This window comes from Flavobacterium crocinum (assembly GCF_003122385.1).
Taxonomy (GTDB): domain Bacteria; phylum Bacteroidota; class Bacteroidia; order Flavobacteriales; family Flavobacteriaceae; genus Flavobacterium; species Flavobacterium crocinum.
The window spans coordinates 1,204,643-1,220,306 of record NZ_CP029255.1; the positions used below are offsets into that span (position 1 = coordinate 1,204,643).

Sequence of the window (15,664 nt, forward strand, 5' to 3'; positions counted from 1 at the left end):
AAGATTTGCGAAAGCTAAGTTTCGTTGTTTCTTTACAAATAAATAAATCATTTCTATTAATAATCCCAAATAAAACATTTGAGTTATCAAAAATATAAGGACAAAAAATCCCAAGCCGCCGTCAACATGTCTGTGTCCGGTTTCGTCGCAATATTTATGAGGGTCGTAAGTGAAATGCCAAAATAAGAAAACCAACCCAAACAAAAGAACCAGAATTCCGATTCGGATTACGAGATGTAGAATAATTTTTCTTGTATTATTCAACCGTAACTGTTTTTTGAATGAACAAATTAATTTCGCATTCTAGGAGTATCTGGTCTTCGACTGAACTTTGACAGCTCATCGTGCATAAAGTGTAATCGTCGCCAGCGAATTTTGAAACTAAATTTGCTTTGGTAATTATAGTATCGCCGACTTTTGGCAGCGAATGAATTTTTACATTTTTTAAGGCACTTATAAATCCAATTACATTTACGTTCTCATTTTCTGTTCCGTTTTCGTCAAAAAAATATTTTTTTCCAACAATAGACGAACAGGTCTGCGCCGTATTTTCAATTAAACCCGCTTCGATAAAAACATTATTTTGTACAAAAATATTGTCTTCTTTTATCAAAAAGATGGTTTCTACGAAGTTGGCATCAATATCCAAAATCAAATCCACCATAAGCATTGGCGCTCGGTGTGGTAAATAATTTTGTATGTCAACTCCGGTTTTCAAAATCATAATTATTTGGCTAAAACGGTTTTCATTTGTCCGTTTGCAATTTCTTCGTTATTTAATTTCGTCACAATATTTACTAAAGTAATTCCAGCAAACTCTTGTAAAATAGTTACTTCAGATTGAATGTTGTCGTTTAATTGAGGCAGTTTTTTTATTTCAATTTCTTTAATAGAACCGATATAACCTGTTGGAGCAATTTCGTTTCTTAAAAAATATTGATAACCTGTATGCAATGCCACAGACTGTGCCATGTGTTCAATTAAACCTGCTTCCAGAAAAATATTGTTTTCTACGAAAATATTTTCACTTTGAATTTTTAAACCAGAAACCAAAGAAGTTTCGGTATAAGAATGCATAGCGTCGACCATCACAAAAGGAAACTTTTGAGGCAGTAAATTTTCGACCATTTCTTTTTCTAAAAGCGCCATTGTCTCCATTAGCAAACCGTTAAATACGCATATGCGAAAGAAAATCTCCCGCTTTCCGGAACTGATAAAAGGATATGATCTCCTTTTTTCAGATTCCCTGAATTCATTAATTCTTCTAAAGCAAGATAAATAGAGGCAGAACCAACATTTCCAACTCGGGAAAGATTCATAAACCATTTATCATCACTCATTCCGATTCCTTTCTCCGTTAATCCTTTTTTTAATCCTTCCACAAAAAAATTAGAAGAAACGTGAGGAATGAAATAAGTAATATCTTCTGATTTGATGTTGTTTTTATCCATTGCGTCTTTCATGCTTTCCGCACCTTTTGACAGGATAAATTCATCTAATAACTTTACGTCTTGTTTAATAGAGAAAACAGATTCGTTCAACCATTGTTCCGGCGCATAATCGCTCCAGCCTTTGATTTCTCCATTTTCTAATTTATCTCCTCCTGCATACATGCAAGTCTCTAATTCGTAAGCATACGAAAAAGCTTCCATCCATTCGATTTTTAGGGAGATTGGTCCACGTGGTTTGTTTTCTAATAAGAAAGCACCGGCACCGTCTGAAAGCATCCATCTTAAGAAATCTTTTTTGAAAGCAATAATAGGCTGTTCTTCAAGATTTTTTAAGTTCTCTGCTTCGTGATTGTATTTTTGAGCATTCAGCCAAGTCGAAACTTTTTCAGATCCTGTGCAGATTGCATTGTTTGAATTTCCGGAACGCACTGAAAGAAAACCAAATTTTAGAGAGTTCATTCCGGCACAGCAAACTCCCGTTGAAGAGTTTAATTCTACCGATTTATTTTTTAATAAACCATGTACCATCGCGGCATGCGAAGGCAGAAAAATATCCGGAGTTGAGGTTCCGCACGAAAGTACTTCTAAATCCTGTGGTGTGAAATTTTCGTCAAATAATGGAAGAATAGCATTTCTAGTTAATTCGGCATTACTGTGTGTACTTTTTCCTGTTTTGTCAACAGCGTAATATCGGCTTGTAATTTTATTATTGCGCAAAATAATACGTCTTGCTTTTGATGCAGTATCGTTGATAAGACCTAAATAGGCTTCCATTTCATCGTTAGAAACAGCTTCGTTGGGCAAATATTTTGCAGCTTTTGTAATATATACTTCAAACATAATTTAAATTTCGTCTTCTAAACTCCCTGATAATATTGAGTTTGCTTTTTTATAGATTTTAACTTAAGCGGATAGGTAATAAGGTGCAATATATACACTATTGGTGAAATTAACCATATCGCAAGGAATAAATAAATATTAAATACTTTAAGCAACTGTTTTCGCTTTTTTTGATTTTTATAAATGATGTTTGACCACTTATTGAAAATTTTATTTGCCGTTTTATCGACAGTCACTAAATAGGAACTTATTTTTACAGCACCTGCGTTTACTAACTTCGGTTGCAAGTCATTTAAATTATTCTTGTTGAAAGAATCCAGCATAATTTCTCCAAACTGACTTGATTCTTCTATATCTTTATCTGAAACTCCCGGAAGCGGAAAAATACCTAAATATTTTTTCTTAACTCCAGAAAACATCCATTCTACAATTGTGATGACGCTGATTAAGTTTCCAACGCGGTCTACCAAAGCTACATTTCCAACCAATTTAGCGTTTGCTTCTTTCAGCAGGGTTTTAATTTTTTCCTGAGCCATAATCCACATGTTTCTTGAACCGCTGATGGTAATAACAGGAGTATTATTTAATAGTTTTTTGGCATCGTCACTTTTCAAAAAGGAATTGATAGGAATAGAAGGAGATAAATACCAAACCTGATAATGAAAAAGGATCAAATCAAATTTTGTGTTTAAAATTTCTTCCGGAACTGGTTTTAATGCTGTCGGAATCTGTAAAAAAGATTCCGGGAATGCATCAAAAAAAGATTCCTTATTCCAGGGAAAAGGAAACGGCTTTTCTAATTGTATTTCGTGAAAAGTTACCTTTATATTCTCATCTTTTAAAAACGGTTTTGCAATTTGCTTTGCAATAGTTTCCAGCTGCCCTGATTGAGAATAATAAATAACGAGAACATTTTTCATTATGGTTTACTTGCTTTGGTTGCGGACAAAAGTAAGTAAATTTATTTAAACGAATTTTCTTGTTTAATTGATCTAAATTTTCGCTCAGCTTTAGAAATTGCATTCTTTTAAATTTTTGAAGATGCAATTAAAAAATGATTTAAGAAAAGTGCTTTTTTGACAATATAATTAACGAAAACTTCAGAATTCACAGAAAAAAATTATGCTTTTAAATCGTTCCAAAAATCAAAATAGTTAAACCATTGTAAAGGATATTGTCGCAGAATACTTTCTACACTGTTTACATATTCTTTCAGAAGACCTTTTTCGTCACGGTGTTTTACTGTCGCTTCTCTAGCGAATAAATGATAATGAAGATTTGGCTCTTTCATTACATATACAAAAACAACAGGAACTTTTAATCTTGAAGCAATTAAAAATGGTCCGGCAGGAAAATTAGCTTCTTTGCCCAAAAGATTTTCAGAAAGAGATTTAGTGCCTTCAAAATAACGATCTCCTGTAAAACAAACCAATTCGTTATTGGCTAAAGCCGCGTTGATCTCAAAAATATGAGACAAATCTTCTTTGATAATGATGAATTTTACGGTCGGTTTTTGCGTAACACTCTCTAAGTAATTCTTAATGGCAGAATGTTCTAAATCTGTTGTAACTAGATTGATTTGAAAATTGAGGTCAATGTCTCCCAAAAAGTGCTCGGCAATTTCAAAATTACCAACATGGGCACTAATTAAAACACCGCCTTTTTTTTCAGCAAGCAGTTTTTTGAGGGTTTCAATTCCGTCAAACTCATAAGTGAATTTGTTTCGCATTCCTGCTGAGATAGAAACTTTATCAATAATGGTTTGTCCAAAAGTGTAGTAACTTTTGAAAACCATTTTTTTAGATTTGAACCAGGAATACTGCAGCCTCTCTTTAAAATAATAAAAGATAGCACGATTGCTTTTCTTTAAAAATAAAAAGTAATAAGAAGCAACGAAATAAAGTAAGGCGTAAGCAGCTTTAACACCCGCTTTTTTAATCAAAAAAACGAATATTCTATAACCTAAAACAGTTCCTTTTGATTTGCCATCCCATTGACTCATTAAGCTGATTTGGCTTTTATTTTAGTTTCAATAAGGTCATAAAAACTTTGGAAATCAGAAATTCCAACAAAATCTGCTTCAACTAGTTTTACGCCAAAGTTAGATTCAATTGAAACTACTAAATCAACATAATCTAAACTATCTAATCCAAGCGTATCTTTTAAATTAGCATTTGGTTCAATGTCGTCATTATCAACTTCAAATTCATCAACTAAAAAACCATTAATTTTTGCTATAATCTCTTCTTTATTCATCGTTCAATTTAAACTTTTTAACCACCAACGCCGAGTTGGTTCCTCCAAACCCGAAAGAATTGGACAAAAATATGTCAAATTTTTTGTTTAACGTAACTTTAACTAAATTTAATTTTGAAGCATCTTCGTCTGGATTTTCTAAATTGATGTTTGGTGCAATGAAATCGTTCTGCATCATTAAGATAGAATAAATAATTTCACTTGCTCCAGCCATCCAGCATTCGTGGCCTGTCATTGATTTGGTAGAACTTACAGGCGGATTTTTTTCGCCAAAGACTTCAAAAATCGCTTTGGCTTCGTTTGCATCACCAACCGGAGTTGAAGTTGCATGTGCATTTATATATTCAATGTCTGAAGCTTGTAATTGCGCATCATCAAGAGCTCTTTTCATAGCTGTTGCAGGTCCTTCAACGTTTGGAGTAGAAATATGCCCACCATTTGATGAAAATCCGTAACCGCCGATTTCGGCAATAATGTTGGCGCCACGTGCGATGGCTGATTCATAACTTTCCAAAATTAAAGTAGCCCCGCCACCACTCGGAATTAATCCGTCTCGACCAGAATCGAAAGGTCTTGATGCTTTTTCAGGATCGCTTTCTCTGTTGGAAAAAACACCTAATCCGTCAAAACTGCTCATGGCATATTTGTTAATTTCCTGAGCACCGCCCGTAATTACGATGTCCTGAAAACCGCTTTTAATTAAAAAATAAGCTAAACCAATAGAATGTGAACCGCTCGCACAAGCTGCACTTACAGTTAAATTGATTCCTCTAAGTTTAAAAATAGTAGAAAGATTCATGGTAACTGTAGAATTCATCGACTTGAAAATCGCACCAGAACCAATAAGAGCGGTGTCTTTTTTCTCGCGGACAATATCTGTAGCGTCAATGATTGCTTTAGAAACACTATCATTTCCGTACATAATACCTACTTCACGTTCGTCAAAAAAGGCATCGTCAATATTAGCATTTTTTAATGCTTCAATAGTAGCCATATAAGCATACTCGGTTTCTTCACCGATGCTCATACGCTGTCTGCGTGTCAATAGATTTTTTAAATCAGCTTTCGGAACCATTCCTGTAAGGGCCGATTGAAAACCAAATTCTTTTCGCTCAGAATCAAACTGAATACCAGATTTTCCTTGGTACAAAGAATCCTTTACTTCGTCTAAAGAAGTTCCGATACAAGAATAAATTCCCATTCCAGTAATTACAACTCGTCTATTCATCGTCTTTCAAAAGTAATTTTTTATCCTTAAAGTGTTTTTTTAAACACATAGAAACATAGTTTTTGTAAACTTAAAAAAGGCGTTTCACTTATTTTAAATAAACATAGCTTTCTATGTGAAAGAAATGTATTTCTCTTACGTATTCTTTATTGATACATAAAAATCTATGTTTCTATGTTTTTAAAAAATTTTAAGAATATATTCCGCCGTTAATATTGATAATTTCTCCTGTAATATAACTTGCTTTTTTAGAAATCAAAAAGCTTACCAAATCTGCAACTTCTTCGGCTTCGCCAAAACGATTTACCGGAATCAGTTTCAGTAGTTCTTTTTCGTCCAGTTCACTTGTCATATCTGTTTTAATAAAACCAGGAGCAACAGCATTCACTGTAATATTTCGTTTTGCCACTTCTTGTGCCAATGCTTTTGTAGCAGCAACAATAGCGCCTTTTGCAGCCGAATAATTGGTTTGTCCAGCAGTTCCTTTTAATCCGGAAACAGAAACAATATTTACAATTCGGCCGTATTTGTTACGAAGCATTTTTTGAATAAAAAATTGCGTTACATTAAAAAAACCGTTTACACTTGTATTCATCACGTTGTTCCAATCCTGTGGTGTCATCCACATAAAAAGACCATCTTTTGTAATTCCGGCATTATTTACAATCGCTTCTACCAATTTTTCAGGATTGGCTTCCTGCCATTGCGTAAGAACGTTTTGTACTTGATCAAAATCGGCAACATCAAAACCTAGAATTTCTCCTGTTGCACCTAATTTTTGAATTTCTTGTAATGTTTCTTCGGCAGCTGTTTTATTCGAATGATAATTAATCAGAATATGATAATCGGATTCTACGGCTAATTTTTTACAAATAGCACTTCCGATTCCTCTCGAACCGCCTGTTACTAATACACACTTCATAAGTGAAATTTATTTCTTTTTCTTAGCTGCCGGTTTCGGTGTCGATTTCGCAGCTGGTTTGCTTGTTTTTGTTTCTTGTTTTGGTGCTTCTGTCGGAGCTGCGACAGGTTGTGGTTTTTCAGATTTCGAAAACAATTCAGCGTTTTCAAACCATTGGTTGGCTAAAACTGTCCCATCCGGTTTAAGAAATCCCCATTTCCCTTCGTTTTTTACTCTTGCTACGCCACTGATAAATCCTTTATCTTGTTGTGTAAACATCGCAATAATTGCATTTGTAGTAATACCGTATTGTGTTGGAATGACCAATTTTCCAGATTCGTTAATGAATCCCCAGTTGCTTTCTTTTACCGGAGCTAAACCGTTTGTACTGAAAACTTCTGCATCGCTGTAAGTTGGTTCAATAACAAATTTTCCTTCCGGATTGATAAACCCCCATTTTTTTCCAACTAAAACGGGCGCCAGATTTTTTGAGAACGCTTTTCCTTTATCATAAATAGGAAGAATTGCCCAATTTCCTTTTAAATCAATATAACCAATTTTTCCGTTCTTTTTGGCATAAGTTAAATCCTGAGTTTCGAAATCCCAGATTTTTTCAGCTCCATCAACCGGAATAAATTTCCCGCCGCTTACTAATCCAAAAGTTTTGTCTTTTCTGGCCCAGGTAGTTCCTTTAAAATAATTTCCAATTTCGGCATAAGCAGGTTCAACCAGTTCTTTTCCTTCCGTATTGATAATTCCCCAGTTTTTATTTAATTCTACTCTCGCATATCCATTTTCAAAAGGCTTGATCTGATCGTATTTTGGTTCCAGAACAACAGTCATTTTGTTGTTAATTAAACCGACTTTATTGTTTTGTCTGATAAAAGCAACTCCATCATTAAAATCAAAAACTTTTTCAGTAGCAGGAGCTTTTTGAATTTCACCTTTTGTATTGATATAAACCCACTCTTTATCTTTTTGTACAACTGCAATTCCGTTGTTAAAATCTTTCGCATCTTTAAAGTCGGCTGGAATAACCCAAGTTCCTTTCGTATCGATAAATCCCCATTTTCCGCCATTTTCTACAGCAGCCAAACCTTCAGAAAAACTTCTGGCCGATTTGTATTGTGGTTCGATTTTAAAAGATCCGTCTTTAGAAAGATATCCAATTTTGGAGTTCTTTTTAACTAATGCCAATTCCTGACTATTAACAAATTGAATACTTACCAGCAGTAAAAAAATAAGTGTCTTTTTCATGATTTTAAAAATTCAATGTTTAACGATTAAAAAACTAAAACTTTTTTGGGGCCTATCTTGTATGTCAATTTCTAACTGTTGATCAAATAATCTTTTACCTTTTGGACAAAAGGATACATTACCTGATCTTCTTTAAATGTTGGAATTATATTTCGGATATCTTCGTACCATTTTTTAGTAACCGATGAAATTTTACCTTTTTGGTCTAAATAATCAATTGCCTGAGCGATTGTGATTAATTCGATTGCTAAAACTTCAAAAGAGTTTTCGATTACTTTAGCAGTCATCACGGCAGCATTTGTTCCCATACTCACAATGTCCTGATTGTCATTGTTGTTTGGAATACTGTGCACATACATTGGGTTAGATAATGTCTGACTTTCTGCAGTTGTTGATGTAGCAACGAACTGAACGCCCTGCATTCCAAAGTTAAATCCTAAAGTTCCTAAGTTTACAAATGGAGGAAGCAATTCGTTAATTTTTGAATTCAATAAATAATTCAATTGACGCTCTGCCAGCATCGTTAATTTAGTGATAACGATTTTCAGTTTATCCATTTCAAGCGAAATATAATCTCCGTGGAAATTTCCTCCGTGGTAAACGTGCTGATTTTTTACGTCGATAATTGGGTTATCGTTTGCAGAGTTAAATTCGTCTTCCAAAATAGAAGCTACATTATTTATAGTTTCTAAAACAGGCCCCAAAATTTGAGGAACGCATCTTAATGAATAATATTCCTGAACTTTTTCTTTGAAGATTTCTTCTGTGTTTTCTCCAGAATATAAATGGTCTTCTCTTTTACGGATTAAAGTACTGTCAGAAAGATTTGTTCTCATTCTTTCCGCCACTTCCTGTTGTCCTTTATGGCGTTTCGTTTGATTTAATTCCTGAGAAAAATGATCGTCATATGCCTGTACCAATTCGTTGATTGCACAAGAAGCTTTTAATGACCAGTCTAATAATTTTTGAGCATAATGAACATTTACAACACCAATTCCTGTCATTACAGAAGTTCCGTTGATCAATGCCAGACCTTCTCTAATTTCTACCTGAATTGGTTTTAATCCTTCGATTTCAAAAACTTCAGCCGTTGCGCGTCTTTCTCCTTTATAAAAAACTTCACCTTCACCAATTAAGACTAAAGCTAAATGTGATAACTGAACTAAATCTCCACTTGCTCCAACACCGCCGTGTTCAAAAATTAAAGGCGTAATATCTCTATTGATTAATTCTGCCATTAAATGAATAACAGAAGGATGAACTCCTGAATTTCCTAAAGAAAGTGTATTTAATCTTGCTAAAATAGCTGCTTTTGCACATTCTGGATTTAAAGGTTTTCCTGTTCCGGAAGAGTGGCTTCTAATTAAATTATACTGTAACTGAATTTGATCAGACTCTTTAATTCTATATTGAGCCATTGGACCAAAGCCAGTATTTACTCCGTAGATTACTTTGTTTCCTGAGAATTCTTTCAGGAAATTAAAACTTTCGTTTACTCGATTTAAGACCACATCGCTTATGGCAACTTTGTTTTTTCCAAAGATTATGGCTTCAAATTCTGCTAAACTTAAATATTCATTTATTGTATTCATCAAATCGATTTTGGTTGCGCTAATTTAATTTTATTTATCAAAATAATTGTAGTTATTTTGATGATGGCAAATGTAGGTTAATTAATGATAATAATTCTAATATGACAAAGGAGTTTGTTGATGTTTTAGTGATTGGTGCAGGACCATCCGGATGTGTTTCGGCATCATATCTTTTTAAAAACAATGTTAAGGTTAAAGTAGTAGAAAAACAAAAGTTCCCGAGACTTGTTGTTGGCGAAAGCCTTATTCCGCGTGTTATGGATCATTTTGCTGAAGCAGAATTGTTTGATGCGCTTGATGCCATGAACTTCGAGAAAAAATTAGGCGCTCGTTTTATTAGAGGAGAAGAAATCTGCAATTTTGATTTCAGTGTAAAATTTGGAGAAGGCTGGGATTGGACCTGGCAGGTTCCTCGTGCTGATTTCGATAATACAATGGCACAGGAAATTGTACGTAAAGGAATCGATTTGGAATTTGAAACAGAAGTTTTAGAGGTTTCTTTTGAAGGAAAAAACTCAAAAACTATTGTAAAAGACAAAGACGGAAATCTGAAAGAAATTCACGCTAAATTTATCATCGATTCAAGCGGATACGGACGTGTTTTACCAAGACTTTTAGATTTGGATACGCCTTCAAAATTAGATCCGCATTCTTCTATTTTTACGCATGTAAAAGATATAAACAGAGAAGAAGGTGTAGAGGGAACTCAAATTTCTTTTGATATTCTGGAAACAGAAGTCTGGCTTTGGGTAATTCCGTTTTCTAACGGAAATACCAGTTTAGGAGTTGTTGGGCCAACTGATTTTATCAATTCGCTTTCTGAAAATAAAGATAATGCGGAGGCTTTACGAAATGCTATTCAGAAATCAGATTATTATATTAAAAGATTTGCCGGAACAGAATTTTTATTTGAGCCGGTTAAATTAGAAAACTACTCAAGAGCCGTAAAAAGAATGTATGGCGATGGTTTTGCGTTAACAGGAAACAGTTCAGAATTCTTAGATCCGGTTTTCTCATCAGGAGTAGCTTTTGCAACGGAATCCGGAATGCTGGCGGCAAAATTATACTTAAAAGAATCACAAGGAATTCCTGTTGATTGGGAAGTGGAATTTACACAATACATGAAACGCGGCATTGCTGTTTTCACCACTTATGTACAAGAATGGTACACAGGAAATTTACAGACTTTGTTTTTCCATCAGCCGGAAAACCCAGAAGTAAAAGAAAAAATATGTGCTGTTTTAGCAGGTTATGTCTGGAACGAAGAAAATTCGTTTGTCAAGAAACACGATCACGTAATTGCGAATATGGCGTATTTACTGAATATGCAAAAAGAACAAAGCCCTGAATGATTCAGGGCTTTACCAACGAAATATTCCTACGGAATATAAAATGATGTTCTTATTTAGTTTTTTTAGCAATCAGTTTAGACATTGTTTTTGCCGTTTTAGCAAATCCTTCTCCAATTCTGGTTTCGTTGCTAAAGTTGCTTCCCCATTGGTCTCCCGGAGCTTCGTCACTGGTAATTTCCAACAACACATTTGATTTATTTGCTGTTTCAACAAATTTTAAATTGGTTGTTACTTTTGCAGGCTGTTTCATAATTCCTGCGTCCCAACCCGGATAAATCCATACTGCTTTTACAATTAAAGTATAAGGAGTATTTAAACCTTCCTGAAAGTTTAAATCTTTTTTCTCTTTCGTTAAAACGATATTAGCAATTTCTAAAAATTTAGGAGTCCAGATTTGGTCTTTGGCATTTATCCATTTTTTTTCCCAGATGTTCCCGTTTCCTTTTGCTTTTTCATCAAGATCAGCTTTGTGTTCTTTTACATATTGTGCTTCAGACTTTTTTTCTTTCATCATAGTAAAATCACTATAATCAAATACAGTATTGATTTCCTTCTGGTCTTTTAAAAAGTCAAATTTTCCCTGAACAACATTCATGTCCTGAGCGAACATTGCTCCCGAAATAAAGAAGCATGCGATAATTAATTTTTTCATTTATTGGTTAATTAAGGTTGATTTTTACACGACTAAAATAGTCAAAAGGACGAATATATAATTTATTTCATGTTAAAATAATATTGTTATTTTATTTTAAAAACAAAAAGAGGATTCCAATTTAGAATCCTCTTTTTTATGATTTGCGATAAGATTAGAATATTACAATCCAAAAATCTTATCCATTAAAATCCATTTTTGTCCCGGTTTTGCCCAAGGTAAAGCTTGTTGGAATTTCCACATTAAAGTTTCCCATTCCTGAACTTTCTCGTTTGCAGCGTCAGCCTGATCTTTCATTTCGAAAGTAAAATCGGCATCTGCTTCGATAATCATGAACAATCGGTTTCCTGTGCAGTAAATATCCAGAACTTCAATTCCGGAATCCTGAATGCTTTTTTTAATTTCCGGCCATACATTTTCATGCAGTTCTTTGTATTCTGCAATTAAATCTGCATCGTCTTTTAAGTCTAAAGCCAGATAGAATTTTTGAGTTGCCATAATCTGAAATTTATCCTTGGTAAGCTACAGCAGTTTGTTTGCTAGTACCTAAACCTTCAATTCCTAATTCGATTACGTCACCTGCTTTAATGTAAATTGGATCTGGTTTAATTCCTAATCCAACTCCTGGAGGTGTTCCTGTACTGATAACGTCGCCAGGAAGCAATGTCATAAACTGACTTAAATAATGCACTAAGAATGGAATTTTAAAAATCAAGTTCGAAGTATTACTGTTTTGGAAAGTTTTTCCGTTTACAGTAAGCCACATTTTTAAATTATTTACATCACCAACTTCGTCTGGAGTTGCCATAATTGGCCCAAGAGGAGCGAAGGTGTCAGAACCTTTTCCTTTTGCCCATTGTCCACCACGCTCGATTTGGAATGCTCTTTCGCTATAATCATTCAAAAGGCAATATCCTGCAATGTAGTTTGGTGCATCTTCTTCAGAAACGTAGCTTGCTTTTTTACCTACAACAAAAGCTAGTTCAACTTCCCAGTCTGTTTTTTCGCTGTTTTTTGGGATAATCAAATTATCATTTGGCCCGCATAAAGAAGTCGTAGATTTAAAGAAAATAATTGGTTCTTCCGGAATTGCAGCGCCGGTTTCTTCGCAGTGATCTACATAATTTAATCCGATGCAGATAATTTTTGAAGGGCGTGCCACTGGTGAACCTAAACGAACTGAATCGCTTACTTCTGGCAATGCTGGATTATTTTTTAAAGCTTCTTCTAATTTTGCTAAACCGTCATTTTCAAAAAAAGCTTCGTTGTAATCTGTAACGATAGACGAAACATCATATCTTTTTTCATTTAGTAAAACTCCTGGTTTTTCCTTTCCTTCTTCTCCGAATCTAATAAGTTTCATATTTTAATTTTTTAGTAATGTGTATTGTTTTTTGCCACAGATTTAAAGGATTAAAATGATTTTTAAAACTGTGCTTAATTTTTTTTGCCACGAATTGCACAAATTTTCTCGAATTAAAATTTGTGGAAATTCGTGAATTGCTTCGCCTATTCGCTATCGCTCGGGTCGTGGCTTATTTTTTTGCACGTAGATTTAGCAGATCGAGCAGATTTTTTTAAATCATTTTAATCCTTTAAATCTGTGGCTAAAGAAAAATTTTAGTTATTTAATTTAATAAAACCACCATCAATTGGGTAGTCAGAACCGGTGATGAAAGATGATTCGTCGCTGCATAAGAATAAAGCTAAAGTGGCAATTTCTTCTGGTTTTCCCATACGGCCGATTGGCTGTGATTGTGATAGTTTTTCGAAAATTTCTTCTTCTTTTCCAGGATAATTTTTAGCAATAAATCCGTCTACAAAAGGCGTGTGAACTCTCGCAGGAGATATAGAATTACATCTGATTTTATCATTCAAATAATCTTTAGCAACCGATAAAGTCATTGCCATAACCGCTCCTTTTGCTGTAGAATAAGCAAAACGATCGGGAATTCCAACCCAGCAAGCGATTGAAGCCAAGTTCAAAATGACACCTCCACCAGAATTTCTTAGCGCCGGAATCGAAGCGTGAAGGCAGTTGTAAACTCCTTTTACGTTTACATTCATGATTCGGTCAAAATCAGATTCTGAAGTAGTGTCTACTTTTCCAACGTGAGCAATTCCAGCATTGTTTACCAGAATATTAATATTTCCGATTTTTTGGAAAGTTGAATTTACTTGTTCATGGTTCGAAACGTCGCAGGCATGAGCAAAAACATTTCCTCCAGCTGATTTGATTTCTTCAACGGTTTCTTTTGCACTTTCTTCTGTTAATTCTAAAACGTGAACTTCTGCACCTTGTTTTGCAAATAAAACCGAAATCGCTCTTCCAATTCCGCTTCCACCTCCAGTGATAATTGCTTTTTTATTTTGTAATGAAAACATTTGATATAATTTTTTTAAAGTTATTTTTAATTGAGTCTTTTACAAAGATACGCCGCGTTTCCACGGAATAAAATCGTCTTGGTTTAATTGTACTGCTTTTGGAATAATTTCGCCGCTTGCCGCTTTGATACAGTATTCCAAAATTTCTTCGCCCATTTCTTCAATAGACTTTTCTCCGCTGATAATTGGGCCGCAGTCAATATCGATAATATCTTTCATTCGGGTTGCCAAAACAGAGTTTGTTGCTACTTTAATTACTGGACAAACCGGGTTTCCTGTCGGAGTTCCCAATCCAGTTGTAAACAAAATTAAAGTTGCTCCAGAAGCCGCTTTTCCAGTTGTTGCTTCAACATCATTTCCAGGAGTACAAACTAAACTTAAACCTGGTTTTGTAACCAATTCAGTATAATCCAAAACATCAACAACAGGAGATGTTCCGCCTTTTTTGGCCGCTCCAGCACTTTTGATGGCGTCTGTAATTAATCCGTCTTTGATGTTTCCCGGAGAAGGATTCATATGGAAACCAGAACCTACTTTATGCGCCAGTTCATCATAAGATTCCATTAAATCGATGAATTTTCGAGCTTTATCTTCTGTGATACATCTGTCGATTAAATTCTGCTCGGCACCGCATAATTCAGGGAATTCAGCCAAAAGAATTTTTCCGCCTAAAGCTACGACTAAATCAGAAGTGTAACCCACAGCAGGATTTGCAGAAACACCACTGAAACCATCACTTCCGCCACATTTTACTCCAATACATAAATCACTTAAAGGCGCATCAGTTCTTTCATATTTATTGATTTCGATTAAACCTTCAAACGTTTTTTTGATGGCATTGGTAATCAGAACTTCTTCGCTTTCTGTTTGTTGCTGTTCAAAAATAAACAATGGCTTATCAAATTCCGGGTTTTGTCTTTTTACATCATTTACAAAATCCTGAACTTGTAAATGCTGGCATCCTAAACTCAAAAGCGTGATTCCTCCAACATTTGGATGATTCGCATAAGAAGCCAGTAAAGCGCTCAAAGTAGAAGCGTCCTGACGCGTTCCACCGCAACCGCCTTGATGATTTAAGAATTTAATTCCATCCACATTTTCAAAAACACGTTTGTTTTTTGGAGTCGGATTTAATTCAATATTGATGTCGTTAATGTCATTTCCGTTCAAATAACCTTCCAGTAATTCATGTGTAAATTGGTTGTATTTGTCCGTTACAGCATAACCCAATTGTTTGTGCAATGCTTCTTTGATAACGTCCAGATTTCTGTTTTCACAAAAAACAGTTGGAACAAAAAGCCAGTAATTTGCCGTTCCAACGCGTCCGTCTTTTCTTTTGTAACCTTTAAAAGTTCTGTTTTCAAACTTAGAAACATCAGGCGCATTCCATTCGTATGAAGCATTTCGGTAAGCGTACGGATCTGCAGCATGTTTTAGGTTTTCGGTCGTCATTAAACTTCCTTTTGCCAAATCGTTTTGCACTTTTCCAACCAAAACGCCGTACATATTTACTTCTTCTCCCTGCTTCATATCCTGCATGTAGAATTTATGTTTGGCTTTGATAAGGTCTTGTAAAACGTAAGTTTCATTTTCAAAATGAATGGTTTCGCCTTTTTGAAGATCGGTTAAGGCAACCAATACATTATCGTCCGGATGTAGTTTTACCACCAGTTTTTTTGTTGTATTCTCTAACATTGTGTTGTTTGTTTTTTTCTTTTTTTTGATGTCACTGCTTTCGTTTTATAACAAT

At 34.6% G+C, this 15,664-nt stretch carries 16 protein-coding genes; 1 reads left to right on the forward strand and 15 read right to left on the reverse strand.

Annotation, left to right across the window (positions count from 1 at the left end):
• Positions 1-256: 256 nt before the first annotated feature.
• The 10 genes from HYN56_RS05610 to HYN56_RS05655 form a co-directional block, all read right to left on the reverse strand.
• Positions 257-724, reverse strand: coding sequence for an ABC transporter permease (locus HYN56_RS05610; protein WP_167398279.1), 468 nt, complete (start codon positions 722-724; stop codon positions 257-259).
• 2 nt (positions 725-726) lie between these two features.
• Positions 727-1,158, reverse strand: coding sequence for a hypothetical protein (locus HYN56_RS05615; RefSeq protein WP_109191285.1), 432 nt, complete (start codon positions 1,156-1,158; stop codon positions 727-729).
• Positions 1,158-2,291, reverse strand: a complete 1,134-nt coding sequence (locus HYN56_RS05620) for a beta-ketoacyl-ACP synthase III (RefSeq protein ID WP_109191286.1) — start codon at positions 2,289-2,291, stop codon at positions 1,158-1,160. Before HYN56_RS05620 ends, HYN56_RS05615 begins: the two co-directional genes overlap by 1 nt.
• Positions 2,292-2,308: 17 nt before the next feature.
• Complete coding sequence (locus HYN56_RS05625) at positions 2,309-3,211, reverse strand: NADPH-dependent FMN reductase family protein (RefSeq protein WP_109191287.1); 903 nt, start codon at positions 3,209-3,211, stop codon at positions 2,309-2,311.
• A 200-nt stretch (positions 3,212-3,411) separates the two neighbouring features.
• Complete coding sequence (locus tag HYN56_RS05630; protein ID WP_109191288.1) at positions 3,412-4,293, reverse strand: LpxL/LpxP family acyltransferase; 882 nt, start codon at positions 4,291-4,293, stop codon at positions 3,412-3,414.
• Positions 4,293-4,547, reverse strand: a complete 255-nt coding sequence (locus tag HYN56_RS05635; RefSeq protein ID WP_091490330.1) for an acyl carrier protein — start codon at positions 4,545-4,547, stop codon at positions 4,293-4,295. Before HYN56_RS05635 ends, HYN56_RS05630 begins: the two co-directional genes overlap by 1 nt.
• Positions 4,540-5,775, reverse strand: a complete 1,236-nt coding sequence (locus HYN56_RS05640; protein ID WP_109191289.1) for a beta-ketoacyl-[acyl-carrier-protein] synthase family protein — start codon at positions 5,773-5,775, stop codon at positions 4,540-4,542. Before HYN56_RS05640 ends, HYN56_RS05635 begins: the two co-directional genes overlap by 8 nt.
• A 190-nt stretch (positions 5,776-5,965) precedes the next feature.
• Entirely contained in the window at positions 5,966-6,697 is a 732-nt protein-coding gene (fabG, locus tag HYN56_RS05645; protein WP_109191290.1) for a 3-oxoacyl-ACP reductase FabG, read from the reverse strand.
• A 9-nt stretch (positions 6,698-6,706) separates the two neighbouring features.
• Positions 6,707-7,933: a WG repeat-containing protein gene (locus tag HYN56_RS05650; RefSeq protein ID WP_109191291.1), complete on the reverse strand. Its 1,227-nt coding sequence runs from the start codon at positions 7,931-7,933 to the stop codon at positions 6,707-6,709.
• 71 nt (positions 7,934-8,004) lie between these two features.
• Positions 8,005-9,525, reverse strand: coding sequence for an HAL/PAL/TAL family ammonia-lyase (locus tag HYN56_RS05655; RefSeq protein WP_109191292.1), 1,521 nt, complete (start codon positions 9,523-9,525; stop codon positions 8,005-8,007).
• A 101-nt stretch (positions 9,526-9,626) separates the two neighbouring features.
• Here HYN56_RS05655 and HYN56_RS05660 point away from each other — a divergent pair, with 101 nt between their 5' ends.
• Positions 9,627-10,877: an NAD(P)/FAD-dependent oxidoreductase gene (locus HYN56_RS05660; RefSeq protein ID WP_109191293.1), complete on the forward strand. Its 1,251-nt coding sequence runs from the start codon at positions 9,627-9,629 to the stop codon at positions 10,875-10,877.
• Positions 10,878-10,926: 49 nt separating this feature from the next.
• Here HYN56_RS05660 and HYN56_RS05665 read toward each other — a convergent pair whose 3' ends face one another.
• The 5 genes from HYN56_RS05665 to HYN56_RS05685 form a co-directional block, all read right to left on the reverse strand.
• Positions 10,927-11,529 (reverse strand): hypothetical protein, encoded by a 603-nt coding sequence (locus HYN56_RS05665; protein ID WP_109191294.1) that lies wholly within the window; start codon positions 11,527-11,529, stop codon positions 10,927-10,929.
• Positions 11,530-11,691: 162 nt separating this feature from the next.
• Positions 11,692-12,027 carry an L-rhamnose mutarotase gene (locus tag HYN56_RS05670; protein WP_109191295.1) on the reverse strand — a complete coding sequence of 112 codons (336 nt, stop codon included), beginning with the start codon at positions 12,025-12,027 and terminating at the stop codon, positions 11,692-11,694.
• 10 nt (positions 12,028-12,037) lie between these two features.
• Entirely contained in the window at positions 12,038-12,892 is an 855-nt protein-coding gene (locus HYN56_RS05675; RefSeq protein WP_109191296.1) for a fumarylacetoacetate hydrolase family protein, read from the reverse strand.
• Between the two features lie 257 nt (positions 12,893-13,149).
• Entirely contained in the window at positions 13,150-13,914 is a 765-nt protein-coding gene (locus HYN56_RS05680) for an SDR family NAD(P)-dependent oxidoreductase (RefSeq protein WP_109191297.1), read from the reverse strand.
• A gap of 39 nt (positions 13,915-13,953) precedes the next feature.
• Positions 13,954-15,609 carry a UxaA family hydrolase gene (locus HYN56_RS05685; RefSeq protein ID WP_109191298.1) on the reverse strand — a complete coding sequence of 552 codons (1,656 nt, stop codon included), beginning with the start codon at positions 15,607-15,609 and terminating at the stop codon, positions 13,954-13,956.
• Positions 15,610-15,664 lie beyond the last annotated feature (55 nt).

Coding starts and splice junctions, on each gene's coding strand:
- HYN56_RS05610 (WP_167398279.1), bottom strand. CDS start 724: ATGATTTTGAAAACCGGAGTTGACATACAAAATTATTTACCACACCGA.
- HYN56_RS05615 (WP_109191285.1), bottom strand. CDS start 1,158: ATGGAGACAATGGCGCTTTTAGAAAAAGAAATGGTCGAAAATTTACTG.
- HYN56_RS05620 (WP_109191286.1), bottom strand. CDS start 2,291: ATGTTTGAAGTATATATTACAAAAGCTGCAAAATATTTGCCCAACGAA.
- HYN56_RS05625 (WP_109191287.1), bottom strand. CDS start 3,211: ATGAAAAATGTTCTCGTTATTTATTATTCTCAATCAGGGCAGCTGGAA.
- HYN56_RS05630 (WP_109191288.1), bottom strand. CDS start 4,293: ATGAGTCAATGGGATGGCAAATCAAAAGGAACTGTTTTAGGTTATAGA.
- HYN56_RS05635 (WP_091490330.1), bottom strand. CDS start 4,547: ATGAATAAAGAAGAGATTATAGCAAAAATTAATGGTTTTTTAGTTGAT.
- HYN56_RS05640 (WP_109191289.1), bottom strand. CDS start 5,775: ATGAATAGACGAGTTGTAATTACTGGAATGGGAATTTATTCTTGTATC.
- fabG (WP_109191290.1), bottom strand. CDS start 6,697: ATGAAGTGTGTATTAGTAACAGGCGGTTCGAGAGGAATCGGAAGTGCT.
- HYN56_RS05650 (WP_109191291.1), bottom strand. CDS start 7,933: ATGAAAAAGACACTTATTTTTTTACTGCTGGTAAGTATTCAATTTGTT.
- HYN56_RS05655 (WP_109191292.1), bottom strand. CDS start 9,525: ATGAATACAATAAATGAATATTTAAGTTTAGCAGAATTTGAAGCCATA.
- HYN56_RS05660 (WP_109191293.1), top strand. CDS start 9,627: ATGACAAAGGAGTTTGTTGATGTTTTAGTGATTGGTGCAGGACCATCC.
- HYN56_RS05665 (WP_109191294.1), bottom strand. CDS start 11,529: ATGAAAAAATTAATTATCGCATGCTTCTTTATTTCGGGAGCAATGTTC.
- HYN56_RS05670 (WP_109191295.1), bottom strand. CDS start 12,027: ATGGCAACTCAAAAATTCTATCTGGCTTTAGACTTAAAAGACGATGCA.
- HYN56_RS05675 (WP_109191296.1), bottom strand. CDS start 12,892: ATGAAACTTATTAGATTCGGAGAAGAAGGAAAGGAAAAACCAGGAGTT.
- HYN56_RS05680 (WP_109191297.1), bottom strand. CDS start 13,914: ATGTTTTCATTACAAAATAAAAAAGCAATTATCACTGGAGGTGGAAGC.
- HYN56_RS05685 (WP_109191298.1), bottom strand. CDS start 15,609: ATGTTAGAGAATACAACAAAAAAACTGGTGGTAAAACTACATCCGGAC.